Genomic DNA, 25,073 nt, shown 5'->3' with positions numbered 1-25,073 from the left:
ATACGCGATCGAAGACGAACGCGCAATTCCGGCACGGATTTTGACGTTTTTGAGTATGGATCACCTTCCTGATTTTGTCCAAAAAATACTGTTCATACATACAGTATTTATCTATACTGAGGGTGTTCGCAGTGAGCGAGGGGGCCGCAGTTATACCGGCGCAACGAAGTCCTGGCTGAAACGGGTGGTGCCGTCAGTGCCTTAACCCCTGAAGTGAGCACACTGTGTTACGTCAATCCAGGTGCTGGCAACAGGCGGCGGAAAGGTACGCCAGCATCGTGCTCCTTTTAACCAAAAGGAGACGCGTATGAGCGTAGTGGATATGGTGATACTTATCCTCAAACTCATTGTTGCAGTACTGCAACTGCTTGATGCTGTCCTGAAATTCGTTCGGTAATTCAGGTTCAAGTCGCACCTGAGAGGGGCGGGCAACCGCCCCTCTTTAATAACGAGGGAATGCTATGTCGCGTCTGTTAATTGAGCCTGTCACGCCAGACGAGCCGGGGTATATCGCCCTGAAGGCGGAAAGTATTGCACTGAATTTCAATATGCTGCGCAGGCTCGAAGAGAGCTGGCAGCGGGGTGAGAACCGCTTTAACGCGCCGGGCGAAAAGCTGTTAGGCGCGTTTCTCAACGGCAAGCTGGTCGGCGTGTGCGGTCTGAATCGCGATCCGTTCAGCCAGCAGCCGCGCGCCGGACGTATTCGCCATCTCTACGTCAGCGAAAAGTGCCGCGGGCTGGGAATTGGCAAGCAGCTTTTGACCGTGGTGATGGCCGATGCCAGCATCTGGTTTGATTTCCTCAATACCCATGCGCCGGACGCTGCCTACGGGTTTTATCGCCAGGCAGGATTTACGCTGGTCTCGGACGAACCGCGGGTGACGCACCGCCTTTTTTGTGCGGTGTAAGCGGCTGGCAGCTTCAGGGCGTGAATGTTACAGTTGAGTGACAATTCACCACCCGATACGCCATGACCATCACCGTATTCTGCATTTTGCTCTTCGCCGCGCTGCTGCATGCCAGCTGGAACGCCATCGTTAAGGCCGGAACGGACAAGCTCTATTCCGCAATAAGCGTCAGCGGATCCGCCACGGTTATCGCTCTGGTCTTACTGCCGTTTTCCCCACAGCCTTCTGCTGCAAGCTGGCCGTTTTTGTTAGTCTCCTGCGCCTTACAGGTGGTGTACACCGTGCTGGTCGCGAAGACCTATCAGGTTTCCGATATGAGCCAGACCTATCCGCTGATGCGCGGCACCGCCCCGCTGCTGGTGGCGCTGATCAGCGTGCTGGCGCTCGGCGATCGTCTATCCTGGCTCGCCTGGTCCGGCATTGGGGTGATCTGCCTGTCGATTCTGGCGATGGCGATGAACGGGCGCATGCAGTCACGCAAAGGGATCTGGCTGGCGCTGCTGAATGCCTGCTTTATTGCCGGGTATACGCTTGTGGACGGCACCGGCGTGCGGCTGTCGGACACCGCGCTGGGCTATACGCTATGGACCTTCTTTATGAACGGCTTCTGCCTGCTCGGCTGGGCGATGGTGGCGCGTCGGCGCCAGGCGTCCGGCTACCTGCGCCTGCACTGGAAAAAGGGGCTGCTCGGCGGGGTTGGCACCATGGGCTCTTACGGTCTGGCGCTGTGGGCGATGACGCAGGCGCCGCTGGCGGTAGTTGCGGCGCTGCGTGAAACTTCCATACTCTTCGGCGCGCTAATCGCGTTTGTCCTTTTAAAAGAGAAGGTTGCGGGCCTGCGCATCGCGGCGGCGCTGGGTATCGCCGGCGGCGCCATTTTGCTACGTCTGGCGTAAATCACTGGCAACATTAGTTGCCGTTCTTGTTTACAAATCCTGCCTTTCACGTTTTTTTCATTCACCACGACAATGCTTAATTTGTCATCTCTCTGTGGTAGATTCCTCGCGCATTTATGGGAATTCGCAGTCACTTATTCTTCATTTCTCTCTTTTGGCAAAAGTATTCAGCGACATGAAAAAGCAACGGAACGTTAACTTATTGTTGATGCTGGTGTTACTGGTGGCCGTCGGTCAGATGGCGCAAACCATCTACATTCCGGCGATTGCCGACATGGCAAAGGAATTAAACGTCCGCGAGGGCTCGGTACAAAGCGTGATGGCAGCCTACCTGCTGACCTATGGCGTTTCGCAGCTGTTCTATGGACCGCTCTCCGACCGTATCGGACGCCGTCCGGTGATTTTAGTCGGTATGTGCATTTTCATGGTGGCGACCGTGATTGCGATGACCACCCACAGCCTGACCGTACTGATTGCCGCCAGCGCTCTACAGGGCGTCGGAACCGGCGTTGGCGGGGTGATGGCGCGAACCTTACCGCGCGATATGTATCAGGGTACCCAGCTCCGTCATGCTAACAGTCTGTTGAATATGGGGATTCTGGTCAGCCCGCTGCTGGCCCCGCTGATTGGCGGCCTGCTGGACACTATGTGGTCCTGGCGCGCCTGCTACGCCTTCCTGCTGGTGCTCTGCATGATTGTTACCTTCAGCATGGCGCGCTGGATGCCGGAAACGCGGCCGCAGGACGCGCCGCGCACGAAGCTTATCGCCAGCTATAAAACGCTGTTCGGCAACGGCGCGTTCACCTGCTACCTGCTGATGCTGATCGGCGGCCTGGCGGGCATCGCGGTGTTTGAAGCCTGCTCCGGCGTGCTGCTGGGCGCGGGGCTGGGCCTGAGCAGCATGGTGGTGAGCATTCTGTTTATTCTGCCAATCCCGGCGGCGTTCTTCGGCGCGTGGTTTGCCGGGCGTCAGAACAAGCGCTTCTCCACCCTGATGTGGCAGTCGGTGATCAGCTGCCTGCTGGCGGGTCTGATGATGTGGATCCCAGGGCTGTTTGGCGTGATGACCGTCTGGACGCTGCTCATCCCGGCAGCGCTGTTCTTCTTCGGCGCGGGGATGCTGTTCCCGCTCGCCACCAGCGGCGCGATGGAGCCGTTCCCGTTCCTCGCAGGCACGGCGGGCGCGCTGGTGGGCGGTTTGCAGAACATCGGTTCCGGCGCGCTGGCCTGGCTCTCGGCTATGATGCCGCAGACCGGGCAGTCTAGTTTGGGGTTGTTGATGACGCTGATGGGGCTGCTGATTTTACTGTGCTGGCTGCCGCTGGCGTCGCGCGTTCCGCATCACGAGCAGCCGGTTTAAGCGCATGATGGCCCGGCTTCTCGCCGGGCTTTTCACAGGCAGGCGTTATCATCGCCTGCAGTAAGGGCTCTGGCGCAGGCCGCCATGCCCCCTCTTCCCCGTCGTAAAACTGGAAATCCGCGTTAAGCGCATACGGGATTTTCGCTTTTTGCAGTTCGCAGGCCATAAAGGTGGCGAAGGCCATTTGCGAAGCGGTTGGCGTAAGGTGGTTTGACTCCCCCACGCCCCAGCCCCCGACCCAGCTAACGTGACCGGTTTTTTGCTGCCAGTGCAGGGCGGTATTGATGCGATTATGGATAGCCGCTTTCTCCGCCGCCGTGCCGGACGTCCACGGGTATTTACCACCATTTTTCAGCGGCCCCCACGGGAAAATATGCCACTCCGCCAGCAGGTAGTTTTGGCTGTGCGCAGGCAGCTTCAGGCTGGATAAATCCTCCGGTGCGGCACGCAGGCGCGGCGCAATAAAGATCATGCGCTGGGGGTCGATGTCGTGGATCGCTTTAATAGATTTTTCATACACGCGGTTTAGCGACGCCAGGCTGTGGTTAAGCTTGTCGGCCGGCTCATAGATGAGATCAAAACCCAGCTGCGGATAGCTTTGGCCGAAATAGTGTGCCACGGCAATCCACCAGTTGACCGTCTCTTTCTCGTTATCGGCTTTCGGGTCGTTTTTATATTCATCAGCCTGATAAGCAATTATCGGGATCACGCCATACTGCTCGCAGGCTTCTACCAGCTTGCGAAGGTGAATTAACCGCGCTTCCGTCGGCTCATCGGCCACGCGGATGCGCACGTGGGTAATGCCTTTTGCACGAAAATCGCGGACCACCAGCGGGTCGAATTCACGTATGCCGCGTTCGGTGCGCGCCCAGTCCACATCCATCCCGACGCCCAGCTGCTGCGCATAACGGGCAGCCGTCAGCGGCGGCTCAGCGGCCATCGCCCAGCCGGAAGAGATCAGTAATGCAAAGGCAATAAAAGGCTTTAACACGGTTTACCCTGGATAAATCGAAAGCATTACCTGTATTTAGCACGCTTTTTCACATTTGGTGTAGAGCGAAAGCGTAATAATTCTTCAACCTGCCAGTTCTTTCAGCCAGCCGATAAAGGCGTCTATTTTCGGCCACTGACGGCCAGAAAGCGTCGAGACATAGTAGTGCTGATGGCATTTCAGGGTCTTGTCACCAAACGGGGCGATCAGCTCGCCCCGTTCGAGCCTCTTCTGCACCAGCCGCTTTCTGCCCATCGCGACGCCAACGTGATTGATGGCCGCAATAATCGCCAAATCAGAGCGATCGAAACCGATACACGACGATGGCGGCATATTCACCGCAAAGTGCTGCGCCCAGCTCAGCCATTCATCCGTACCGGAATCGTTACTCCAGGCCTGACGGTCGTGCAGCAGCGTGCAGTGGCTGAGGTTATCAGGTTTTTTCAGCAGTTCATGCTCGCGGGCATACCGCGGGGAGCAGACGGGCAAAATCTCCTCGTCCATCAGGAAGTGATGAGACAGATGGTTTGGTGGCGTATCGTCGAAATAAAGCGCCAGATCGACACCCGTTCGCTGCATATTGACGTAATCATTGCCGGTCAGGATGGTGAGCGAAATCGACGGATAGCGGCGGGTAAAGTCACCCAGCATGGGTACCAGCCAGCACTGAGCGATCGATGGCCGGGAGTAGACCGTCAGCGTGCCGGACAGCGCCTGGTTTTTGATGTCCAGGATCTCCTGATTCAGGGTGTCGAGGGACGATTTTAGCGTCCAGTAAACGCGCTTTCCCTCCTGCGTCAGTTCGACTTTACGGTGCGAACGGACAAACAGCTGAATACCCAGCTCTTCTTCCAGCAGGTTGATGCGGTGGCTTACCGCGCTGGGGCTAAGCGACAGTTCCTCCGCCGCCAGCGCGAAGGATTCATGCCGGGCAGCCACTTCAAAGGTGTACATTTTCGACAGCTGCCAGCCGTTTAATAGCCGGTTTCTGGCTTCATTTGCATCGGTCATCACAATTCTCACGCGTGTTTTCTGCGCTCAGCATACCGTTCCTGGGTGAATTTATGTGACCCTAATGCAGATTAAGTGCGTTTTTTAGAGCATAGTCACTCACTTGATTCAATCTGGCTCATCTGAACGCCAAATTATATCGTTTGTCAGCCCACGCCGCTTTTTCGTCCAATACCCCCAGATGACATAAGGATGAGGTGAGATATGGGATCTCAGGTCTGGGTTGTGGCAACGCTGCTTGTCAGCATCGTGTTGATTGTTTTAACCATCGTAAAACTGAAGTTTCACCCATTCCTCGCGCTGCTGCTGGCGAGCTTTTTCGTCGGCGCAATGATGGGAATGAGCCCGCTGGATATGGTAAACGCCATCGAGAGCGGGATTGGCGGCACGCTGGGCTTTCTGGCGGCGGTTATCGGCCTTGGAACCATTCTAGGCAAGATGATGGAGGTTTCGGGCGCGGCAGAGCGCATCGGGATCGCCCTGCAGCGCTGCCGCTGGCTGTCGGCAGACGTGATTATGGTGCTGGTAGGCCTAATCTGCGGCATTACGCTGTTCGTGGAAGTGGGCGTGGTTCTGCTGATCCCTCTGGCGTTTTCCATCGCCAAAAAGACCAACACGTCGCTGCTTAAGCTGGCCATTCCGCTCTGTACCGCGCTGATGGCGGTGCACTGCGTGGTGCCGCCGCATCCGGCCGCGCTGTTTGTGACCAATAAATTAGGGGCGGACGTCGGGACGGTGATCGTCTACGGCCTGCTGGTGGGCCTGATGGCCTCTATGGTCGGTGGCCCGCTGTTCCTGAAGCTGCTCGGCAATCGTCTGCCGTTTAAACCGGTTCCGGCAGAATTTTCAGACCTGAAGGTGCGGGAAGAGCACACCCTGCCGTCGCTGGGCGCCACGCTGTTCACGGTGCTGCTGCCGATTGCCCTGATGCTGGTGAAGACCATCGCCGAACTGAACATGGCAAAAGACGGCACGCTGTATACGCTGCTGGAGTTTATCGGCAACCCCATCACCGCGATGTTTATCGCCGTGTTTGTCGCCTACTACCTGCTGGGCATCCGCCAGCATATGGGCATGGGCGCGATGCTAACCCATACGGAGCATGGCTTCGGCTCTATCGCCAACATTTTGCTGATTATCGGCGCGGGCGGCGCGTTCAACGCCATCCTGAAAACCAGCGGGCTGGCGGACTCGCTGGCGCAAATTCTCTCTAACCTGCACATGCACCCTATCCTGCTCGCCTGGCTGGTGGCGCTGGTGCTGCATGCCGCGGTTGGCTCCGCCACAGTCGCGATGATGGGCGCCACGGCGATAGTCGCGCCGATGCTGCCGCTCTACCCGAACGTCAGCCCGGAGATCATCACCATTGCCATCGGTTCCGGCGCGATTGGCTGCACGATCGTGACCGATTCTCTCTTCTGGCTGGTGAAGCAATACTGCGGCGCGACCCTGAATGAGACCTTCAAATACTATACGACGGCGACGTTTATCGCCTCGGTGCTTGCACTTGGCGGCACATTCCTGCTTTCTTTCATTATCTGAGCGCGAAGAGACGTATTATGGAAAACGCAACTATCACTACTTTAACCGCACAGTTTCCTCTGGTTGAGGATCTGATTGCCCTGAAAGAAACCACCTGGCTTAACCCGCGCACCACGACGCTGGCTGAAGGGCTGCCCTATGTCGGGCTGACCAAAGCCGACGTGGACGACGCCCACGCTCGCCTGAAACGCTTCGCGCCTTATCTGGCGAAAGCCTTCCCGGAGACGGCGGCAACGGGCGGGATTATTGAATCCGAACTGGTCGCGATTCCGGCAATGCAGGCGCGGCTGGAGAAAGAGTCCGGCAAGGCCATTCCCGGCACCCTGCTGCTGAAAAAAGACAGCCATTTGCCGATCTCCGGCTCGATTAAAGCGCGCGGCGGTATCTATGAGGTGCTGACCCACGCGGAAAAACTGGCGCTGGAAGCCGGGTTGCTGAGCGTTGAAGACGACTACAGCGTTCTGCTGGAGCCGCGCTTTAAGGACTTCTTCAGCCAGTACAGCATCGCCGTGGGCTCAACCGGCAACCTGGGTATGTCCATCGGCATTATGAGCGCCCGCATCGGCTTTAAGGTGACGGTGCATATGTCCGCCGACGCCCGCGAGTGGAAGAAAGCCAAACTGCGCAGCCACGGCGTGATCGTCGTGGAATACGAGCAGGATTACGGCGTGGCGGTGGAGCAGGGACGCAAAGCGGCGGAAAGCGATCCTAACTGTTTCTTCATTGACGATGAAAACTCCCGCACCCTGTTCCTGGGCTACGCGGTGGCAGGCGAGCGGCTGAAGGCGCAGTTTGCCGCACAGGGCCGCGTGGTGGATGCGGAGCATCCGCTGTATGTCTACCTGCCGTGCGGCGTCGGCGGCGGCCCCGGCGGCGTGGCGTTTGGCCTGAAGCTGGCCTTTGGCGACAACGTTCACTGCTTCTTCGCGGAGCCCACGCACTCCCCGTGCATGCTGCTGGGGGTTTACACCGGCCTGCACGATGAAATTGCCGTGCAGGACCTGGGCATTGATAACGTGACGGCGGCGGACGGACTGGCGGTAGGACGTGCCTCCGGCTTCGTGGGCCGCGCGATGGAGCGCCTGCTCGACGGATTCTATACGCTTTCCGATCAGAGCATGTACGACATGCTCGGCTGGCTGGCGCAGGAGGAAGGCATTCGTCTGGAACCGTCGGCGCTGGCGGGGATGGCCGGGCCGCTGCGCGTCAGTGCCGGTGCGAACGTTACCCACCTGGTGTGGGCGACCGGCGGTGGGATGGTGCCGGAAGACGAGATGGCGAAGTATTTAGCAAAAGGCCGCTAATCGTAGGCCCGGTAAGGCGTAGCCGCCACCGGGCTTTAAAAGCTCACAATTTGCTGAATGTGAGTCACTGCGAAGAGTAAAGACAGAGACAGCACGGCCAGCGCAATCAGGAATTTATCCCGCACAGCCTTCGGCTGCACAAAGTCGTTCTGCGCCACGTCCATCAGGTTACGGCTGCGGGTATAGCGCCATAAAACAATCGCCACCAGCGCCAGCACAACAAGCGAGATCCAGAACGGCACCCCGGTATGGTGCCAGTTGTGCTTAATCGCCAGGGCAATCAGCGCGCCATACCCCAGCAACGTACGCAGCCAGGCGAGCGACGTCCGTTCAGGCTGCAGGCCGGGGTCCGCTTCCCGTCGCGCTTTGCGGCTATCCGCCATAGAACACCAGCACCATCACCACGCCCGTCACCGCCAGCAAAACCGCGCTGATGATGAATAACCCGCGCGTATAGGGCAGATCCTGCTTCAGACGCATCGCCTTCTCATTGCGCAGCCAGCGCAGATAGCCGTAAACCGCCAGCACGCCCGCAAACAGGCACAGGAGCAGCGCCAGCACCTCGCGAATCAGCGGCGTGGCAAAATCAGGCGCGAGCTGGTCGAGACCCACCCCTGCGGCAAGGAATCCCAGCGCGGTGCGGATCCACGCTAAAAACGTGCGTTCATTAGCCAGCGAGAAGCGGTAGTCCGGCGCTTCGCCGAGGCGGGAAATTTTCATGAAGGTTCCTTGTCGAGCTACGGGCAGGCTTCAGCATAGCGTAAATTGACAAGGACAAGGAGACCGACATCGGGCGATGTCGGTCAGGACGATCAGTGCAGCTCTGGCCAGTAATCCTTGTTGGCCTCGATCAGGTCATCCAGAATCGCTTTCGCGACGGACGCGCTCGGCACGGTTTTCGACAGGGTAATCGCCTGCCAGAGTTTCTGATACGAGCGCTGCTCCCAGGCATCCACCACCAGTTTTTCCACTGCCACCTGCTGGCTCATCAGCCCTTTCTGGAAGTGTGGAATATCGCCCACCGTAAGCGGCTCAGGACCGTTATGACCGACCAGGCACGGTATCTCAACCATCGCGTCGGCATCGAAGTTATGGATGGCCCCGTTGTTAGGCACAATCAGCAGCATCCGCTCCTGGGTGTTAAAGGCAATTGCCGTCGCCAGATCGACGATGTACGACGCATGTTCATCAATTTCCAGCTCACCGGCGGAGGATTTGCCCGCCTCGATAATCGCCCGGCAGGAACTGAACACATGCTTTTCACGGTGATCCATGACCTCATTGGCGCGGGTGCGTTCCGGGTTGGAATGCGCGACCACGTAGTCCGGGAACAGGTAATACTTCAGGTAGGTGTTAGGCATGGTGTCCGGATCCAGCGCCTGTACGTCTTTTGCTTTAGCGAACGTATCGTTCCAGCTCGCTTCGGTGTGCGCATCCTCCGAAGGCGGAACATAGCCGTTTTTCGCCACGTATTCGCGCAGCTTCGGCATCAGATCGTTGCCGTTCAGGTCTTCAATCGACGTCCACCAGCCGAAGTGATTCAGGCCGTAGTAGCGCACGCGCATCTCTTTGCGGTCCTTCAGGCCGACAATCTGCGCCATGCGCCCTTCAATGCCGATCGGCATATCGCAGATGTTGAGGATTTTGGCGTTCGGACGCAGACGGCGCGTGGCTTCCGCGACAATCGCCGCCGGGTTGGAGTAGTTCAGCATCCACGCGTTTGGGGAGTACTGCTCCATGTAATCCACCAGCTCCAGCACGCCGCCGATAGAGCGCATGCCGTAGGAGATGCCGCCCGGGCCACAGGTTTCCTGGCCCAGCACGCCGTGGCGCAGCGGGATTTTTTCATCTTTTTCACGCATTGGGTATTTGCCCACGCGGATATGCGCCATCACGAAATCGACATCGGTAAACGCCGCTTTCGGATCGGTGGTGTAGCTGAATTCAATCTCCGGAGCCTGCTCCTTAAGGATGATTTTGCACGCTTCGGCGATGGTCTCCTGACGCGCGCCGTCGTTGTCATAAAACTTCAGGGCGCGCAGCGGGAAACGGTCACGGTTGGCTAACAGCATCAGGACGATACCAGGCGTAAAGGTGCTGCCGCCGCCTGCAATGACAACTGAGAATTTTTTCATGATATAGCCTCTGTCAGGGTGGTTTGTTCATTCGTTAAGGGGGTTTTCATCAGCGATTCCAGCTGGTCGCGCACCTGAGGAACGTGCAGGCCGACAATCACCTGAATGCCGTTGCCGCGTCGCACCACGCCGTGGGCGCCGAGGGCTTTGAAGACGTCATCGCTTTGCGTTTTCGCCATATCGACCAGGGCGATGCGCAGGCGGGTGGCGCAGTTGTTGATGCTTTCGATGTTGGCCGCGCCGCCAAGCGCCTGCAGGAACCCGGCGGCCTGTCCGACCTGCTGGCTGGCCGCCGCCGGGGCGGTGGTTTGCCCGCGCGCCGCCTTATAGTCGGCCTTGCTGTAGAGTTTGATTTCGCTCTCTTCCCGGCCCGGCGTTTTCAGGTTCAGACGCGCAATCAGCGTTTTGAAGACCACGAAGTAGATCCCGGTAAAGCAGAGGCCAATGCCGATCTGGGTGAAGACCATCGCGGCGTGGTTATGGAACATCGGGATCCAGTTTTGCGGCAGGAACTGGTCCAGCAGGCCGCCGCCCATGTTGCCGACCACGCCGAAGGTGTACATCACCGTTGCCATGGTCGCCGCCAGCACGGCGTGAACGGCAAACAGCAGCGGCGAGATAAACAGGAAGGTGAATTCGAGCGGTTCAGTAATGCCCACCAGCACCGCGGTAAGCGTGGCCGGGACCAGCAGCCCCGCGACCTTGACGCGGTTTTCCGGCGACGCGGTGTACCAGATCGCCAGCGCAATCCCGATCGAACCGAACACTTTTGAGTTACCGTGCAGGGCGAAGCCGCCTTCCGGGAAGAGGGTTTTCAGCGGCAGGGTGCTCTGGCTGAATTCCTGCAGGTGCTGTGCCCAGTAGACCTGAATCCCCCCTTCCACCGCCGCCGGGCCGAAGATGAACGGACCGTAGACGAAGTGGTGCAATCCGGTTGGGATCAGAATGCGTTCCAGGAAGGTATACACCCACACGCCCAGCGCCCCGGCAGAGCGCAGGAACGCCTGCAGGGACTCAATGCCCATCTGCACTTTCGGCCAGCCCAGCAGCGTAAGCCAGGCGCAGGGGATCATGACGAAGAATGCGAGGATAACGACAAACGAGCTGCCCTGGAAAATCCCCAGAAACACCGGCAGCGGCTTGTCAAAATAGCGGTTGTGGATGGCGGTGACGATGCCTGAAATCACGATGGCCCCGATGATGCTGGTATCGAGCGTTTTGATCCCGGCAATCATCGCCAGCCCGCTACCTGCCGTCGGTTCGGCGGAGAAATCGACGCCAAAGAAGTGGCCCCAGGTCATCCCCATCGCGTTGATAAAGTAGTTCCAGGTCAGGAAACTAATCAGCACCGCCAGACAGGCGCGGCCCTGCGCCTGCTTCGCCAGGCCAATCGGCAGGCCGACGGCAAAAATCAGCGGCATATTGCGGAACACCGCCCAGCCGCCCTCTTCGATGATGTGAACAATCTGCGCGAAAAGATGATCGGGGGCCGTTAAGGCTTCGCCGACAAACAGCGGGTTGCGAAGCATGATGGCGATTCCCACCACGATCCCGGCGAACGGAAACAGCAACACCGGGGTAAACATGGCACCGCCAAAACGTTGTATTTGACTGAGCATTTTTAAATCCTCATGAAACAACCTGTAGGGGTAGAGGCCTTTATGGTTTTTTGCTGGCCTGAGGTGAGCATAAGAACTTACTGATGCGCGAACATGGCGTGCCGCTGCGATTCGTGATCGCATTCATGGTTTTATTTTGACCAATCAGGTCTACTTTTTACGGTAAATATGGACATGTCAGGACGCCATCCACGCCCTGATAATGGCAGAGAGGTCTACTGGTGATCTACAAATCCATTGCTGACAGATTGCGGCTGCGGCTGAATTCGTCTGACTACAACATCGGCAGCCCGCTGCCGGGCGAGAAAGCGCTGGCGCAGGAATTTGGCGTGGCGCGAATGACCATCCGCAAGGCGCTGGATCTGCTGGTGAGCTGGGGGCTGGTTGAACGGCGGCACGGTAGCGGAACGTTTGTGTCGCGCAAAGACGTTCACCACGAAACCACCAACCTGACCGGGCTGGTGGAGGTGTTGCGTCAGCAGGGAAAAGAGGTGCAGAGTAAGGTCTTACAGTTCGAAGTGATGCCCGCCCCGCCCGCCATCGCCAGCCAGCTGCGGATTCAGGTGGATGAGCGGATCTACTTTTCCAGACGGGTGCGCTACGTGGACGGAAAACCGCTGATGCTGGAGGACAGCTTTATGCCGGTGAAGCTGTTTCGCAACCTGTCGCTGGCGCATCTTGAAGGGTCAAAGTTTGATTACATCGAGAAGGAGTGCGGGATCACCATCAGCGGCAACTACGAGAGCCTGACGCCCGTGCTGGCCGATAAACAGCTGGCCGGTTATATGAACCTGCCGGAACAGACGCCGCTGCTGCGTATCACCTCGCTTTCCTACAGCGACAGCGGCGAGTTCCTTAATTATTCCGTGATGTTCCGAAATACCAGCGATTACCAGGTGGACTACCATTTGCGGCGCATCCACCCGGAAGATTTACTAGCTCATCCCCCAGAACAGCACCGCCAGTAGCTGTGGAGTGATGATGCGCAGGAACATCACCAGCGGGTAGACGGTGGCATAGGAGAGCGCTGCCGCGCCGCTGGTGGCGTGCAGGTTGTTGGCAAAGGCCAGCGCGGGCGGATCGGTCATGGAACCCGCCAGCATGCCGCACAGCGTCAGGTAGTTCATTTTGGCGAACATCCGCGCCAGTATGCCCACCGTCAGCAAAGGAATCGCCGTGATAAAGATGCCGTAACCGACCCAGCTCATCCCTTCGCCCTTGATCAGGGTGTCGACGAAATCCCCGCCGGACTTCAGCCCGACCACCGCAAGGAACAGCACGATGCCCAGCTCGCGCAGCGCCAGGTTAGCGCTTGGCGGCATAAACCAGTAGAGCTTGCCGATGCAGCCGATACGCCCGAGGATCAACGCCATAATCAGCGGCCCGCCCGCCAGACCCAGCTTGAGCGCCACCGGGAAGCCCGGCACGTACACAGGGATAGAACCGAGCAGCACGCCGAGCCCGATACCGATAAACACCGGCAGCATCTGCACCTGCTGCAGTTTCTGCTGGGCGTTGCCCACCATATCCGCCACGGCGTCAATGGACGAGGGGCGACCGACCAGGTTGAGGATATCCCCGAACTGCAGGCTGGCCTCCGGGCTGGCGACCAGCTCGACACCCGCACGGTTGAGGCGGGAGATCACCACGTCATAGCGCTCTTTTACCTGCAGATCGCGTATTTTCTTGCCGAGAACATGCTCGTTTGTTACCACCACGCGCTCCACCCGCATATCGGTGCCGCGGGTTGAGAGCGAGGTATCCACTTCCTGACCAATCACCAGCCGCGCGTTATTTAAATCCCCGGGCTGACCGACAAGGTGCAGCAGATCGCCTTGCTGAATGACGGTGCCGGGTGCGGGGACCATCAGCATATCGTCGCGCTTAAGGCGGGAGCAGATGATATTGGCGCTGTTCAGGATCGGCACGTCCTGAATCGCCATATTATTCAGATTAGGGTTATCAACCCGAATATTGATGGTTTTGATCGGCATATGGCCGTTGGTGAGCGTGGTTTCATGGTCCTTCGCCTCTTTGTCGACGTTAATGCGAAACAGGACGCGGACCAGCCACATGGAGAGCAGAATGCCGCAAATGCCAAACGGATAGGCCATGGCGTAGCTCATCCCCATCTGGTCGACGATGCCGGGTTCGATACCCAAATCGCGAAGGATCTGCTGCCCCGCGCCGAGCGCAGGCGTGTTGGTGACCGCCCCGGAGAAAATGCCCAGCACTACGGGGAGCGGGATATCGAAGATTTTGTGCAGAATCGCTGTGACCAGCCCGCCCATTATCACAATGCCGAGGGCAAACAGGTTGAGCCGTAATCCGGAGACCCGAAGTGAGGCGAAAAATCCCGGTCCCACCTGAATACCGATGGTGTAAACGAAGAGGATCAGGCCGAACTCCTGGGTAAAGTGGAGCATTTCGGCGCTGAGGACCAGCCCGAGCTTGTCGGCAAAGTGCCCGACAAAAATGCCGCCAAACAGTACCCCGCCTATCCCAAACCCGACGCCGCGGATTTTGATATTCCCTATCCACAGGCCAACAACAGCGACCAGGGCCAACACGCTTACGGTTAACGCGATATCACTCATGATCCACTTCCTTGGCATAACCTTAGTTATGCTAAGGATTCTCTCAGAGCCGTGGGCGGTTGTATGGGCGATGGCGCACAAAAAAGCCCTGTCGTGGCAGGGCTTTATCTTTTCACCCTCTCCCTGTGGGAGAGGGCCGGGATGAGGGCACCAGCCCGCACACTGTTAACTGTTTAACGCCGGCCGGTCGCTAATGGCGATACGCTGCGGCGCGATGGCTTCCGGCACGTTACGGGTCAGGTCGATATGCAGCAGCCCGTTTGTAAACGTTGCGCCGGAGACGTCCATATGGTCTGCCAGAGTAAAGCTCAGGCTAAACGGCTGATTAACCAGCCCCTGATGCAGCCATTTGGTCTCGGTCTCTTGTTTCTCCGGCGTACCTTTCACGGTCAGACGCGTGCCTTCGAGCTGGATATCCAGATCCTCCTGGCGGAAGCCGGCCAGCGCCAGGGTGATGCGATAGTGGTTATCGTCGCTTTTTTCGATGTTGTAAGGCGGAAAAGTCTGTTGCTCAGCGGTGTTTTGCAGGGCGTTAGCCAGTTTGTCAAAACCAATCCACTGACGAAGCAAGGGGGATAAATCGTAGTTACGCATACTAAATCTCCTTCTGAGAAGCGAGTTCGGCACAATTTTTTGTGCGCAGTTGTTCCTGCAAATCCAGGTGGATTCGCATATGCTCCCGTTACGGCAAACAAGTCCGGGTGGGCCGCTCGCGCGACCCGCATAATTAGTTAATTTCGATACGACGCGGTTTTTTCTCTTCCGGAATCACACGTTCCAGTTCGATAAACAGCAGGCCGTTGACCAGGTTCGCGCCTTTCACGTGAATGTTCTCGGCTAACTGGAACTTGCGTTCAAAGTTGCGCTCGGCGATGCCCTGATAAAGGTAGGTACGTTCTTTCTGCTCGGCCGTATGGGAACCTTTCACCACCAGCAGGTTGTCCTGCGCGGTGATCTCCAGTTCGTTTTCTGCAAAACCGGCGACGGCAATGGCGATGCGGTAGTGGTTTTCGTCGACCAGCTCAACATTGTATGGAGGGTAGCCGTTGCTCTGGCTTTGGTTATTTTCTAAATGGTTAAACAGACGGTCAAAACCAATTGCAGAACGGTATAGCGGAGAAAGATCGAAGTTACGCATAAATAAAACTCCTGAAATCAGCGAGAAGTTGAAGCCTTCCACCATGGACAGGCCTTTGCGCCCCCGAACACCCATCAGGCGAGTTCGTTATCGGGCCACATCATTAAAATGGGTCTGCAATCGGCCTTTTCAAGAACGACACCTGCACTTTTTTTTGCACTTTCCTGCATCTCGCTTAGACTGGGACAACAGCACAAAGGGTTAAATTGCGATGGCTGCCACAGTGCGGGGTTATCGGGCTATCCATTTTGGATAAGGCTCGCTATAACCCTGAGTTGAAGGTCTATGCAGTGCCATTAACGATGACTGAGTGATGATGAAAAATGTTCTGATAAAGCTGACGACGTTCAGCGGGGTTGTTTTACTTTGCGGGTGTTCGAGCGTGATGTCTCACACCGGCGGTAAAGAAGGAACATATCCGGGGACGCGAGCCAGCGCGACGATGCTCTCCGATGACGATACAAACTGGGGCACAAAATCCCTGGTAATCCTCGATATGCCGTTTACGGCCGTGGCGGATACGCTTCTGCTGCCGTGGGATATGTTTCGTAAGGACAACTCCGTACGCTCACGGGTAGAAAAAAGCGAGCAGGAGAATCTGGCGACAAACGCCGTCATCCCGCCCGCTGACATGCCTCCACGCTAGCGCTGCGCGGTTTCCGTTACCCAAAGCTGACGGAAACCGGCTGTCTCTTCCATCCATGCAATAACGCGCCCGTCCGGAGAAAACACGACCGCATCAGCAGATGGCGGATTGCCGTGATCGGACGTCAAAAACGTCACCTCTCCGGTCTGTGCGTCGCAGCACGCGATCCTATTTTCGAGCACAAACCCCAAACGATCGCCGGAAGGATGCCAGTTAAATGCAGACTGGATATCGCTTCCGTTTCGCGTCAACTGGCGCGGCTCGCCGCCCTCCGGCGAGATCAGCCACAGCTGCACAATGCCGTTATCATCCCGCATCAGAAACGCAATCTGTGTCCCCTGCGGATTACTGCGAACCCAGTGACGCGGCACGTTTACCAGACCCGGATACGCCCTCTGATGCGTAAAGGTTAAACGACGCTGTTCTACTCCCGCTGGCGGCGCTGGCAGGGTATCCGTCGTGCCCTGTAGCGGCGCATCGCCCGCACGCTTCCAGCCCTGCTCGTCTTCGGGCAGATTAACAATAAAAAGTTCAGGCACTTTCTCGCCGGTTGCACACAGGGTATCGCCGATAAACGCCAGCCTGTCGTTGCCCACCCAGCCCTCTTCGTAAGCGCGGTTAATCTCGTCGCTGCCCGGCTGCGGATTGGGCGTCGTGCGGCTGACCAGCACGCTCCAGTAAGCGCCCGGGTATTCACGGGGATGGTTCCCCTGCGGGTTTACCGGACCGAAAGGCGCCGCCACGCCGACGTTGCGTAAATCAAGTTTAGGATCGCGCTCGTGGAGCACGTGGTCGTTATAGGTAAAGCTGACGAGCAGGCCGTTCGGGCTGAAGACATGGACGTGGCTTCCGCCGCGCAGCGCGCCAGGAGTGTACGGCGAAGTGATATCCATCGCGTCCAGGTTGCTCAACTGGCCGTGATGCGCAATCACCCCCTGACGATGATGAAAATCGTAGTGCCAGTCTGCATCCGGGTTTTTCGGACCGTGGATAAACACGTATTTTTCCTGCGTGGGATGAACGGTCACCACGCCGACGTGCGCGCCGTCAGTGGCGCGATAAACCACCTCCACCTCACCCGTGCCGACGTTGACCCGCTCGATGGTTTCACCGGTGAACGACGCACCTGACGGGCGCACGTCATAGACCAGCCACTGGCTGTCCGGCGTCCAGGTATTGATGTTGGTCAGCTGGTGGTTGCGGGAAGCGAAGGTGATTTGTTTCATGAGGATACCCTGATGCACAGTTATCGCATCAGGGTATAGCAAGCGGGTGTTTAGTTCAGCACAAACTTCTCAATCGCGTAGGCAACGCCGTCTTCCAGGTTGGATTTGGTGACAAAATTAGCCACTTCTTTCACCGACGGAATAGCGTTTTCCATCGCCACGCCCATGCCCGCGTATTCAATCATCGCGATGTCGTTTTCCTGATCGCCCAGAGCCATGATTTCATCCGGCTTAATGCCCAGCGCGTCAGCCAGCGATTTAACGCCGGTGCCTTTATTGACGCGTTTATCGAGTATTTCGAGGAAGTACGGCGCACTTTTCAGCACGGTGTATTTCTCTTTCACCTCGGCCGGAATGCGTGCAATCGCCTTATCCAGGATCTCCGGCTCGTCGATCATCATCACTTTCAGGAACTGGGTCGCCGGATCCATTTTCTCGGCTTCACAGAACACCAGCGGAATGGTCGCAACGTAGGATTCATGTACCGTGTAGTAGCTGATATCACGGTTGGCGGTGTAAAGCGTATTGCGATCGAGGGCGTGGAAGTGGGAACCCACCTCACGGGACAGTTTTTCCAGGAACCGGTAGTCGTCATAGTTCAGCGCGGTTTGCGCAACCGTACTGCCATCTGCGGCTTTCTGCACCAGCGCGCCGTTATAGGTGATGCAGTAATCACCCGGCTGATTCATGTGCAGCTCTTTCAGGTAGCTGTGCACGCCAGCATACGGACGCCCCGTGGTCAGAACCACATTCACGCCCTTTGCGCGCGCCGCGGCGATCGCGTTTTTAACAGCTGGAGAGATGGTGTGGTCCGGCAACAGCAGCGTGCCGTCCATATCGATTGCAATGAGTTTGATAGCCATGAGTTCCCCGGAATAAATGAGTGCTGCCTCATGCTAACGCGATTAAGCACACAAAAATAGAGCTACATTGCGCAACAGGAACACCCCTTTTACGTTTATCCCGGGGAACAAAGGCTTACTCGCGGGTGAGAACGATTTTACCAAACGCGCCGCGATCCAGATGTTCAAGTGCCTGTTCAAGCTCGTTAAAGCGGTAGCGATGCTCAATCACCGGCTTCAGTCCCGTGACGTCAACAGCGCGAACGAAATCTTCCAGCGCCCTGCGGTGTCCTACGCCGATCCCCTGAATGACGGGAGATTTCAGCAACAGTTCGCCAGCAGAGAGTGAAATGTCAGTTCCGGCCAGCACGCCAATGACCGATATGCGTCCATGAACGGCAACGGCGCGCAGGGAATGCTTCAGGTTCTCGCCCCCCACGGTTTCAATAATATGGTCAATGCCGCGATCCTGAGTCAGCGCCAGCGCCTCTTCAGCCCAGTCGCCTTTCAGGCGGTTGATGCCCTGGCTGGCCCCCAGCGTTTTGGCCAGCGCCAGCTTTTCATCGCTCCCGGACGTAACAATGACCTCTGCGCCGTGCGCTTTGGCAATTTGCAGGGCGAAAATCGCCACGCCGCCCGTCCCCTGTACCAGCACCGATTGCCCGGCGCGCAGCTGGCCGCGTTCCACCAGCGCGAACCAGGCGGTAAGCCCTGCACAGGGTAAGGTGCTGGCCTCTGCGTCATCCAGGGTTTCCGGCGATACCGCCAGCGCGTCTTCCTTCACAATCACATATTCGGCCAGCATTCCCTGGAAGTATCCGCCGGACGTTCTATAGGGCAAATTGCGCGCGTCCGCCTGCGGTTTACCGTCGATCCACTCCGGGAAAAAGGTTGAGATAACGCGAGCGCCAGGCTGGAAACGCGTGACGCCTTCACCAACGCTGTCTACGACGCCCGCCATGTCAGACGCCGGGGTAAACGGGAAGGAGAGCGGAATCGGCATCGTGCCTTCAATCACCATTTTATCGCGATAGTTGAGCGCAACGGCATTCACCCGCACGCGTACTTCACCCGGGCCTGGCTGTGGAATGGGCTCCTGAGTGAGTGTGAGGCTCTCGCGCCCGAGGGCGTTCATCGTCCAGCGTTGCATTGTCTCTGTCATTTTTCTCTCCTGCGATCAAATAAGCTTCAGTACCGACAGTCTAGCGTTGACTCTTCGTCACCAGTGGCGATAAGTTTTCTCTTTATTGATGCCTGAATGGATACAATCCATGACCGATACGCTGAAAGATATTCCTGTTTTTGTCGCTGCCGTGGAGGCAGGAAGCTTTGCACAGGCCGCAGTTCGCCTGCACCTGTCGCGCTCGGCGGTGGGAAAAAGCATTGCTCGCCTTGAGGAACGCCTGGGAGTACGGCTCTTTCAGCGCACCACCCGCAGCCAGAGGCTGACCGATAACGGCGCCCTTTTTTATGAACGCTGCCTGCGCGCGCTGGAGGAGATTCGGGGCGCAGAGTCGCTGCTTGAAACGGGGAAACAGCAGGTCAGCGGCCGCCTGCGCGTTGCCATGCCGGTACTCTTTGGCCGCCAGTGCGTCGCGCCGCTGTTGATTGAACTGGCGCAGGAACACCCCGGGCTTGAGCTTGAAATGTCGTTCAGCGACCGCGTGGTGGATCTGGTGGAGGAAGGGTTTGATATGGCGGTGCGTAACGGCACGCTTCAGGACAGCAGCGTGCTGGTCGCCAGAAAGCTGGGAGAACACCGCATGGTGCTGTGCGCCACGCCGGAGTATCTGCTGAAGAAAGGCCAGCCACAAAGCGTTAATGATTTATCCCAGCATACGGCCATCAACTATTTGAGCGCAGGCAGAGTGTTGTCCTGGCAGCTGATGGATAACGAAGGAACGTCGCACACCTTTACACCCCGGTCATCACTCAATATGGATGATTTGCAGGCGATCTGCGACGCTGCGCTGGCCGGACACGGCATTGCATGGCTGCCCTGCTGGATGGTCGTTAAAGAAATCCATCAGGGTAAACTCGTCCCGCTCCTGAAGCAGGCACCGGATGTGCATTTCAACGTTCATGCCGTGTGGCAGCAGACGCCGCATCTGCCGCTGAGGGTAAGAATAGCGATAGATACGCTGGCGAGCCGTTTACCATCCGTGATGTCGCTGGATATGCCTGCGCCCATAAAAAAGCCGCGCTAAACGCGCGGCCAGTTATCGTGCGGTATAACGTCGATTAAATATCGATATTTGCCGCTTTCAGGGCGTTCTCTTCGATGAAGGCACGACGTGGTTCTACCGCATCACCCATGAGGGTTGTGAACAGCTGGTCTGCAGCAATCGCGTCCTTAACGGTGACGCGCAGCATGCGACGGCTTTCCGGATCCATGGTGGTTTCCCACAGCTGCTCCGGGTTCATTTCACCCAGACCTTTATAGCGCTGGATCGCGAGGCCGCGACGGGACTCTTTCACCAGCCAGTCCAGCGCCTGCTCGAAGCTGGCTACCGGCTGACGACGTTCGCCACGTTCGATGAACGCATCGTCTTCAATCAGACCGCGCAGCTTCTCGCCTAGCGTGCAGATACGACGGTATTCCGGACCGGTCACAAACTCGTGCTCCAGCGGATAGTCGGTGTCGACGCCGTGAGTACGCACGCGAACGATCGGCTCGAACTGCTGATCGGCATTCTGCTGAACATCGCATTTCCACTGGCTGCCGTGCTGCTCTTTTTCGTTGAGATCGGTCACCAGGGCGTTCACCCAGCGTGTGACGGTCTGCTCGTCGCTCAGATCGGCTTCGGTCAGGGTTGGCTGATAAACCAGTTCCTTCAGCAGCGTTTTCGGATAACGACGTTCCATACGCGTGATCATTTTCTGCGTAGCGTTGAACTCGGACACCAGACGCTCCAGCGGCTCACCGGCCAGCGCAGGGGCGTGGGAGTTCGCATGCAGGGTCGCGCCATCAAGGGCGATCGCGATTTGGTACTGATCCATCGCTTCGTCATCTTTGATGTACTGTTCCTGCTTGCCTTTCTTCACTTTGTACAGCGGCGGCTGGGCAATGTATACGTGGCCACGTTCAACGATTTCAGGCATCTGACGATAGAAGAAGGTCAACAGCAGCGTACGAATGTGCGAGCCGTCGACGTCCGCATCGGTCATGATGATGATGCTGTGGTAGCGCAGTTTGTCCGGGTTGTACTCGTCACGGCCGATACCGCAGCCCAGCGCGGTGATGAGCGTCGCCACTTCCTGAGAAGAGAGCATCTTGTCGAAGCGCGCCTTCTCAACGTTGAGGATTTTACCCTTCAGCGGCAGGATAGCCTGGTTCTTACGGTTACGACCCTGCTTCGCAGAGCCGCCCGCGGAGTCCCCTTCCACGAGGTACAGTTCGGACAATGCCGGGTCGCGTTCCTGACAGTCAGCCAGTTTGCCCGGCAGGCCTGCCAGGTCCAGCGCGCCTTTACGACGTGTCATTTCACGCGCTTTACGCGCCGCTTCACGGGCACGCGCCGCATCGATAATTTTGCCCACCACGATTTTCGCGTCGGACGGGTTTTCCAGCAGGTATTCGCTCAGCAGTTCGTTCATCTGCTGCTCAACCGCCGATTTCACCTCAGAAGAGACCAGCTTATCTTTGGTCTGTGAGGAGAACTTCGGATCCGGCACCTTCACGGAAACCACGGCAATCAGGCCTTCACGGGCATCGTCACCGGTGGCGCTGACTTTCGCTTTCTTGCTGTAGCCTTCTTTGTCCATGTAGGCGTTCAGGGTACGGGTCATCGCCGCACGGAAGCCTGCAAGGTGAGTACCACCATCACGCTGTGGAATGTTGTTGGTAAAGCAGTAGATGTTTTCCTGGAAACCATCGTTCCACTGCAGCGCCACTTCCACGCCGATACCGTCTTTTTCGGTGGAGAAGTAGAAGATATTCGGGTGAATAGGCGTTTTGTTCTTGTTCAGATACTCAACGAACGCCTTGATACCGCCTTCGTAGTGGAAGTGGTCTTCTTTGTTATCACGCTTGTCGCGCAGGCGAATCGAGACGCCGGAGTTCAGGAACGACAGTTCACGCAGGCGTTTCGCCAGGATGTCGTACTCGAACTCGGTGACGTTGGTGAAGGTTTCGAGGCTCGGCCAGAAACGCACCATGGTACCGGTTTTGTCGGTGTCGCCCGTAACGGCCAGCGGTGCCTGCGGCACGCCGTGCGTATAAAGCTGACGGTGGATTTTGCCTTCGCGCTGGATAACCAGCTCCAGCTTCTGCGACAGGGCGTTTACTACCGAAACACCTACGCCGTGCAGGCCGCCGGAAACTTTATAGGAGTTATCGTCGAACTTACCGCCTGCGTGCAGGACGGTCATGATCACTTCCGCTGCAGAGACGCCCTCTTCCGGGTGAATACCGGTTGGGATGCCACGACCGTCATCGGTGACGGAGACGGAGTTGTCCGCATGGATGGTGACCACGATGTCTTTACAGTGACCCGCGAGCGCTTCGTCGATAGCGTTATCTACCACCTCGAATACCATGTGGTGCAGACCGGTGCCGTCATCCGTGTCGCCGATATACATACCCGGGCGCTTACGCACCGCATCCAGCCCTTTCAGGACTTTGATACTGGAGGAGTCATAAGAATTCGACATCAACGTTTCTCGCTCATTTCAACTTGGGTTAATCCGTTATTTTACCCTTTTCCACGGTAAACATCTTCGAATTTTCGTCCGACATGTCTATAACGTGTTCAGCGCTTATCGCGCTAACGAAAACCTGCGACTGCGTGGCTTTTAAGCGGCTGGCAAGCAGCCCGCGCCGCGCGTCGTCAAGTTCCGAGGCAAAATCATCTATCAGGTACAGGCAGCGTCTTCCGCTCTCGCGGGTGAGAAACTCTCCCTGTGCCAGGCGCAGCGCACACATCAGGAGCTTGAGCTGCCCGCGCGACAGCGTGTCTTCCACCGGCGCACCGTCAGCACGAATGCGGAAATCCGCCTTGTGCGGGCCGTGCGCGGTATAGGTCAACATGCGGTCGCGCTCGAAGTTTCTCTCTAACACCTCGGCATAGTCCGTCTCTTTTTCCCAGCCGCGCTGGAAGGAGAAGGTGAGAGAGAATTCAGGTAAAAACTGTTTGCAGGTGTCGGCCATGTCTTCGGCGATACCAGCGCTGTATTCGGCACGCCAGCGGCTAATCTGTTCCGCAAGAGGGATTAACTCCATGTCCCACGGACGCAGCTGGGCGTAGCGCGTCACCTGGCGCAGCGCGGCGTTACGCTGCTTGAGCAGACGCTTCAGGTTGCTCCAGGCGTTAAAGAATCCGGCTTCGTTGTGAAAGCATCCCCAGTCGAGGAACGCTCTTCTGTATTTGGGGCCGCCGTTGAGTAAAGTAAACCCCTCGGGCGTTATCAGCTGCATCGGCATCAGCAGCGCAAGCTCCGCCACTTTATGGCCGTCAGTGCCGTCGATGCGCACCTTGCTGTCGCCCTGCTTGTCTTTGGTCAGGCCGATCGCGGTTTCCCGCTCCGCCCCCTGCAAACGCCCGTGCAGAACAAAGGATTCCTGCTCGTGGCGAATGACGCGACCAATCTGCAAACTGCGAAACGCCCGACCGTGGCCGAGCGTATAGATGGCCTCAAGCACGCTGGTTTTGCCGCTGCCGTTTGCGCCAACCAGGAAGTTAAAGCCGGGGGATAAAGCGAGATCCGCGCTTTCGATATTGCGAAAGTCGCGGATCAACAGACGGGTGAGCGACATTACAGTCTCATTGGCATGACAACATAGGCAGCCGACTGTGATGCGGCATCTTCAATCTGTACGCTTGAAACGGAGTCGGTCAGCAGAATGCGCACGTTTTCGCATTTCAGCGCATTCAGCACATCCAGTACGTAGCTGACGTTAAAGCCGATTTCCATCTCAGCCCCGGCGTAGGTGACGTCCAGAATCTCTTCTGCCTCTTCCTGCTCCGGGTTGTTAGCGGTGATTTTGATCTGGTTTTCACTCACGTACAGGCGCACGCCGCGGAATTTCTCGTTAGAGAGGATGGCGGCACGGGCAAAGGCCTGCTTGAGGCTGTCGCAGCCTGCTTCCAGCGTTTTGTCCGGATTCTTCGGCAATACGCGGCGATAATCCGGGAAACGACCGTCAACCAGCTTAGACGTGAAGACAAAATCACCCACGTGTGCACGGATGTTGTTGCTGCCGATCTGCACGCGCAGCGGCGTGTCGCCACCGTCGAGCATACGCATCAGCTCAATCACCCCTTTACGCGGCACGATCACCGAATGGTTTGGCAGTGAGTCGCCAATCGGCATAGAACAGACCGCCAGACGGTGGCCGTCGGTTGCCACGGTACGCAGCTCTTCACCTTCGGTTTCGAACAGCATGCCGTTTAAGTAGTAACGAACGTCCTGATGCGCCATGGAAAACTGCGTGGCTTCAATCAGACGCTTCATCGTCGCCTGAGGCAGGGTGAATTCAACTTCGCTCTGCCAGTCGTCCAGGTTCGGGAAGTCCGCTGCTGGCAGCGTGGAGAGCGAGAAACGGCTGCGGCCAGAACGCACCAGCATACGGTCGCCTTCCAGCTGCACGGCGATTTCAGCGCCTTCCGGCAGCCCGCGGCAGATATCAAAGAATTTACGTGCCGGAACCGTGGTCGCGCCCGCGTCGTGCGGCTGCGTCAGCGTAACGCGCGCGATCATTTCCATTTCCAGATCTGTACCGGTCAGCGACAGCGTACCGTCCGCGACCTGAAGCAGCAGGTTTCCGAGAATAGGCAGCGTTGGGCGACCGCCTAATGGGCCACTCACCTGTTGCAGCGGTTTTAATAAATGTTCACGTTCAACGGTAAATTTCATAGC

Annotated in this window: 24 protein-coding genes and 1 other annotated feature; of the genes, 9 read left to right on the top strand and 15 right to left on the bottom strand. The window is 57.5% G+C overall.

The window, feature by feature from the left end; translation table 11 throughout:
- Positions 1–307: 307 nt before the first annotated feature.
- From tisB to emrD, 4 genes are all read left to right on the top strand, one after another.
- Positions 308–397, top strand: a complete 90-nt coding sequence (gene tisB, locus F0319_RS22560) for a type I toxin-antitoxin system toxin TisB (RefSeq protein WP_008500146.1) — start codon at positions 308–310, stop codon at positions 395–397.
- 64 nt (positions 398–461) lie between these two features.
- Entirely contained in the window at positions 462–908 is a 447-nt protein-coding gene (locus F0319_RS16535) for a GNAT family N-acetyltransferase (RefSeq protein ID WP_021242692.1), read from the top strand.
- A 62-nt stretch (positions 909–970) separates the two neighbouring features.
- Complete coding sequence (locus F0319_RS16530; protein ID WP_149367385.1) at positions 971–1,804, top strand: EamA family transporter; 834 nt, start codon at positions 971–973, stop codon at positions 1,802–1,804.
- Positions 1,805–1,979: 175 nt separating this feature from the next.
- Positions 1,980–3,164, top strand: a complete 1,185-nt coding sequence (emrD, locus tag F0319_RS16525) for a multidrug efflux MFS transporter EmrD (RefSeq protein ID WP_149367384.1) — start codon at positions 1,980–1,982, stop codon at positions 3,162–3,164.
- On the opposite strand, the gene F0319_RS16520 is transcribed toward emrD, so the two are convergent.
- Complete coding sequence (locus tag F0319_RS16520) at positions 3,067–4,155, bottom strand: cellulase family glycosylhydrolase (RefSeq protein WP_149367383.1); 1,089 nt, start codon at positions 4,153–4,155, stop codon at positions 3,067–3,069. The two genes, emrD and F0319_RS16520, sit on opposite strands and share 98 nt — an antisense overlap.
- An 84-nt stretch (positions 4,156–4,239) precedes the next feature.
- Positions 4,240–5,166 (bottom strand): DNA-binding transcriptional regulator DsdC, encoded by a 927-nt coding sequence (gene dsdC, locus F0319_RS16515; protein WP_149367382.1) that lies wholly within the window; start codon positions 5,164–5,166, stop codon positions 4,240–4,242.
- A gap of 204 nt (positions 5,167–5,370) precedes the next feature.
- Here dsdC and dsdX point away from each other — a divergent pair, with 204 nt between their 5' ends.
- Positions 5,371–6,708, top strand: a complete 1,338-nt coding sequence (gene dsdX, locus F0319_RS16510; RefSeq protein ID WP_149367381.1) for a D-serine transporter DsdX — start codon at positions 5,371–5,373, stop codon at positions 6,706–6,708.
- A 17-nt stretch (positions 6,709–6,725) separates the two neighbouring features.
- Positions 6,726–8,012 carry a D-serine ammonia-lyase gene (gene dsdA, locus F0319_RS16505; protein WP_149367380.1) on the top strand — a complete coding sequence of 429 codons (1,287 nt, stop codon included), beginning with the start codon at positions 6,726–6,728 and terminating at the stop codon, positions 8,010–8,012.
- A 35-nt stretch (positions 8,013–8,047) separates the two neighbouring features.
- Here the strand turns inward: dsdA and F0319_RS16500 are convergent, their stop codons facing one another.
- From F0319_RS16500 to F0319_RS16485, 4 genes are all read right to left on the bottom strand, one after another.
- Positions 8,048–8,395: a DUF202 domain-containing protein gene (locus F0319_RS16500; RefSeq protein ID WP_149367379.1), complete on the bottom strand. Its 348-nt coding sequence runs from the start codon at positions 8,393–8,395 to the stop codon at positions 8,048–8,050.
- On the bottom strand, positions 8,385–8,732 hold the full coding sequence (locus F0319_RS16495; protein WP_149367378.1) for a YidH family protein: 348 nt from the start codon (positions 8,730–8,732) through the stop codon (positions 8,385–8,387). Before F0319_RS16495 ends, F0319_RS16500 begins: the two co-directional genes overlap by 11 nt.
- Positions 8,733–8,824: 92 nt before the next feature.
- Positions 8,825–10,147, bottom strand: a complete 1,323-nt coding sequence (locus F0319_RS16490) for a 6-phospho-alpha-glucosidase (RefSeq protein WP_111964251.1) — start codon at positions 10,145–10,147, stop codon at positions 8,825–8,827.
- Positions 10,144–11,766: an alpha-glucoside-specific PTS transporter subunit IIBC gene (locus F0319_RS16485; protein ID WP_149367377.1), complete on the bottom strand. Its 1,623-nt coding sequence runs from the start codon at positions 11,764–11,766 to the stop codon at positions 10,144–10,146. Before F0319_RS16485 ends, F0319_RS16490 begins: the two co-directional genes overlap by 4 nt.
- A gap of 221 nt (positions 11,767–11,987) precedes the next feature.
- On the opposite strand from F0319_RS16485, the gene F0319_RS16480 reads away from it, so the two are divergent.
- Positions 11,988–12,734: a GntR family transcriptional regulator gene (locus F0319_RS16480; protein ID WP_008500159.1), complete on the top strand. Its 747-nt coding sequence runs from the start codon at positions 11,988–11,990 to the stop codon at positions 12,732–12,734.
- Here the strand turns inward: F0319_RS16480 and F0319_RS16475 are convergent.
- The 3 genes from F0319_RS16475 to ibpA form a co-directional block, all read right to left on the bottom strand.
- A complete protein-coding gene (locus F0319_RS16475; protein WP_149367376.1) occupies positions 12,702–14,363 on the bottom strand; it encodes a putative transporter in 1,662 nt (553 codons plus the stop codon). The genes F0319_RS16480 and F0319_RS16475 overlap by 33 nt on opposite strands.
- 165 nt (positions 14,364–14,528) lie before the next feature.
- Positions 14,529–14,957, bottom strand: a complete 429-nt coding sequence (gene ibpB, locus F0319_RS16470; RefSeq protein ID WP_008500161.1) for a small heat shock chaperone IbpB — start codon at positions 14,955–14,957, stop codon at positions 14,529–14,531.
- Between the two features lie 133 nt (positions 14,958–15,090).
- The gene (gene ibpA / locus F0319_RS16465) at positions 15,091–15,501 is read right to left on the bottom strand and encodes a small heat shock chaperone IbpA (protein WP_008500162.1); all 411 of its coding nucleotides are present in this window, start codon (positions 15,499–15,501) and stop codon (positions 15,091–15,093) included.
- Positions 15,495–15,566: a sequence feature (ROSE (Repression Of Heat Shock gene Expression) occurs in the 5'-region of heat shock genes and acts as an RNA thermometer to modulate expression.), on the bottom strand. It overlaps the preceding gene by 7 nt.
- Before the next feature lie 248 nt (positions 15,567–15,814).
- On the opposite strand from ibpA, the gene F0319_RS16460 reads away from it, so the two are divergent.
- Positions 15,815–16,147 carry a YceK/YidQ family lipoprotein gene (locus tag F0319_RS16460; RefSeq protein ID WP_096150942.1) on the top strand — a complete coding sequence of 111 codons (333 nt, stop codon included), beginning with the start codon at positions 15,815–15,817 and terminating at the stop codon, positions 16,145–16,147.
- Here the strand turns inward: F0319_RS16460 and F0319_RS16455 are convergent.
- From F0319_RS16455 to F0319_RS16445, 3 genes are all read right to left on the bottom strand, one after another.
- The gene (locus F0319_RS16455) at positions 16,144–17,373 is read right to left on the bottom strand and encodes a YidR family protein (protein ID WP_149367375.1); all 1,230 of its coding nucleotides are present in this window, start codon (positions 17,371–17,373) and stop codon (positions 16,144–16,146) included. The two genes, F0319_RS16460 and F0319_RS16455, sit on opposite strands and share 4 nt — an antisense overlap.
- Positions 17,374–17,423: 50 nt before the next feature.
- Positions 17,424–18,236, bottom strand: a complete 813-nt coding sequence (gene yidA / locus F0319_RS16450; protein WP_111964246.1) for a sugar-phosphatase — start codon at positions 18,234–18,236, stop codon at positions 17,424–17,426.
- A gap of 115 nt (positions 18,237–18,351) precedes the next feature.
- Positions 18,352–19,377 (bottom strand): zinc-dependent alcohol dehydrogenase family protein, encoded by a 1,026-nt coding sequence (locus tag F0319_RS16445; protein ID WP_111964245.1) that lies wholly within the window; start codon positions 19,375–19,377, stop codon positions 18,352–18,354.
- Between the two features lie 109 nt (positions 19,378–19,486).
- On the opposite strand from F0319_RS16445, the gene F0319_RS16440 reads away from it, so the two are divergent.
- Positions 19,487–20,422, top strand: a complete 936-nt coding sequence (locus tag F0319_RS16440; RefSeq protein ID WP_149367374.1) for a LysR family transcriptional regulator — start codon at positions 19,487–19,489, stop codon at positions 20,420–20,422.
- A gap of 34 nt (positions 20,423–20,456) precedes the next feature.
- On the opposite strand, the gene gyrB is transcribed toward F0319_RS16440, so the two are convergent.
- The 3 genes from gyrB to dnaN are packed head-to-tail and all read right to left on the bottom strand — an operon-like array spanning position 20,457 to position 25,070.
- Positions 20,457–22,868 (bottom strand): DNA topoisomerase (ATP-hydrolyzing) subunit B, encoded by a 2,412-nt coding sequence (gene gyrB, locus F0319_RS16435; RefSeq protein ID WP_111964243.1) that lies wholly within the window; start codon positions 22,866–22,868, stop codon positions 20,457–20,459.
- 28 nt (positions 22,869–22,896) lie between these two features.
- The gene (recF, locus tag F0319_RS16430) at positions 22,897–23,970 is read right to left on the bottom strand and encodes a DNA replication/repair protein RecF (protein WP_032648574.1); all 1,074 of its coding nucleotides are present in this window, start codon (positions 23,968–23,970) and stop codon (positions 22,897–22,899) included.
- Positions 23,970–25,070, bottom strand: a complete 1,101-nt coding sequence (gene dnaN / locus F0319_RS16425; RefSeq protein ID WP_008500170.1) for a DNA polymerase III subunit beta — start codon at positions 25,068–25,070, stop codon at positions 23,970–23,972. Before dnaN ends, recF begins: the two co-directional genes overlap by 1 nt.
- Between the last annotated feature and the right edge of the window lie 3 nt (positions 25,071–25,073).

Origin of the sequence: Enterobacter vonholyi (genome assembly GCF_008364555.1) — a bacterium.
GTDB lineage: Bacteria > Pseudomonadota > Gammaproteobacteria > Enterobacterales > Enterobacteriaceae > Enterobacter > Enterobacter vonholyi.
This window is presented reverse-complemented; position numbering and strand designations above follow the sequence as displayed.

What these genes read in the sequence shown, in the direction of transcription:
- tisB (WP_008500146.1), top strand. Translation starts at nt 308, where the DNA reads ATGAGCGTAGTGGATATGGTGATACTTATCCTCAAACTCATTGTTGCA.
- F0319_RS16535 (WP_021242692.1), top strand. Translation starts at nt 462, where the DNA reads ATGTCGCGTCTGTTAATTGAGCCTGTCACGCCAGACGAGCCGGGGTAT.
- F0319_RS16530 (WP_149367385.1), top strand. Translation starts at nt 971, where the DNA reads ATGACCATCACCGTATTCTGCATTTTGCTCTTCGCCGCGCTGCTGCAT.
- emrD (WP_149367384.1), top strand. Translation starts at nt 1,980, where the DNA reads ATGAAAAAGCAACGGAACGTTAACTTATTGTTGATGCTGGTGTTACTG.
- dsdC (WP_149367382.1), bottom strand. Translation starts at nt 5,166, where the DNA reads ATGACCGATGCAAATGAAGCCAGAAACCGGCTATTAAACGGCTGGCAG.
- dsdX (WP_149367381.1), top strand. Translation starts at nt 5,371, where the DNA reads ATGGGATCTCAGGTCTGGGTTGTGGCAACGCTGCTTGTCAGCATCGTG.
- dsdA (WP_149367380.1), top strand. Translation starts at nt 6,726, where the DNA reads ATGGAAAACGCAACTATCACTACTTTAACCGCACAGTTTCCTCTGGTT.
- F0319_RS16500 (WP_149367379.1), bottom strand. Translation starts at nt 8,395, where the DNA reads ATGGCGGATAGCCGCAAAGCGCGACGGGAAGCGGACCCCGGCCTGCAG.
- F0319_RS16495 (WP_149367378.1), bottom strand. Translation starts at nt 8,732, where the DNA reads ATGAAAATTTCCCGCCTCGGCGAAGCGCCGGACTACCGCTTCTCGCTG.
- F0319_RS16490 (WP_111964251.1), bottom strand. Translation starts at nt 10,147, where the DNA reads ATGAAAAAATTCTCAGTTGTCATTGCAGGCGGCGGCAGCACCTTTACG.
- F0319_RS16485 (WP_149367377.1), bottom strand. Translation starts at nt 11,766, where the DNA reads ATGCTCAGTCAAATACAACGTTTTGGCGGTGCCATGTTTACCCCGGTG.
- F0319_RS16475 (WP_149367376.1), bottom strand. Translation starts at nt 14,363, where the DNA reads ATGAGTGATATCGCGTTAACCGTAAGCGTGTTGGCCCTGGTCGCTGTT.
- ibpB (WP_008500161.1), bottom strand. Translation starts at nt 14,957, where the DNA reads ATGCGTAACTACGATTTATCCCCCTTGCTTCGTCAGTGGATTGGTTTT.
- ibpA (WP_008500162.1), bottom strand. Translation starts at nt 15,501, where the DNA reads ATGCGTAACTTCGATCTTTCTCCGCTATACCGTTCTGCAATTGGTTTT.
- F0319_RS16460 (WP_096150942.1), top strand. Translation starts at nt 15,815, where the DNA reads ATGATGAAAAATGTTCTGATAAAGCTGACGACGTTCAGCGGGGTTGTT.
- F0319_RS16455 (WP_149367375.1), bottom strand. Translation starts at nt 17,373, where the DNA reads ATGAAACAAATCACCTTCGCTTCCCGCAACCACCAGCTGACCAACATC.
- yidA (WP_111964246.1), bottom strand. Translation starts at nt 18,236, where the DNA reads ATGGCTATCAAACTCATTGCAATCGATATGGACGGCACGCTGCTGTTG.
- F0319_RS16445 (WP_111964245.1), bottom strand. Translation starts at nt 19,377, where the DNA reads ATGACAGAGACAATGCAACGCTGGACGATGAACGCCCTCGGGCGCGAG.
- F0319_RS16440 (WP_149367374.1), top strand. Translation starts at nt 19,487, where the DNA reads ATGACCGATACGCTGAAAGATATTCCTGTTTTTGTCGCTGCCGTGGAG.
- gyrB (WP_111964243.1), bottom strand. Translation starts at nt 22,868, where the DNA reads ATGTCGAATTCTTATGACTCCTCCAGTATCAAAGTCCTGAAAGGGCTG.
- recF (WP_032648574.1), bottom strand. Translation starts at nt 23,970, where the DNA reads ATGTCGCTCACCCGTCTGTTGATCCGCGACTTTCGCAATATCGAAAGC.
- dnaN (WP_008500170.1), bottom strand. Translation starts at nt 25,070, where the DNA reads ATGAAATTTACCGTTGAACGTGAACATTTATTAAAACCGCTGCAACAG.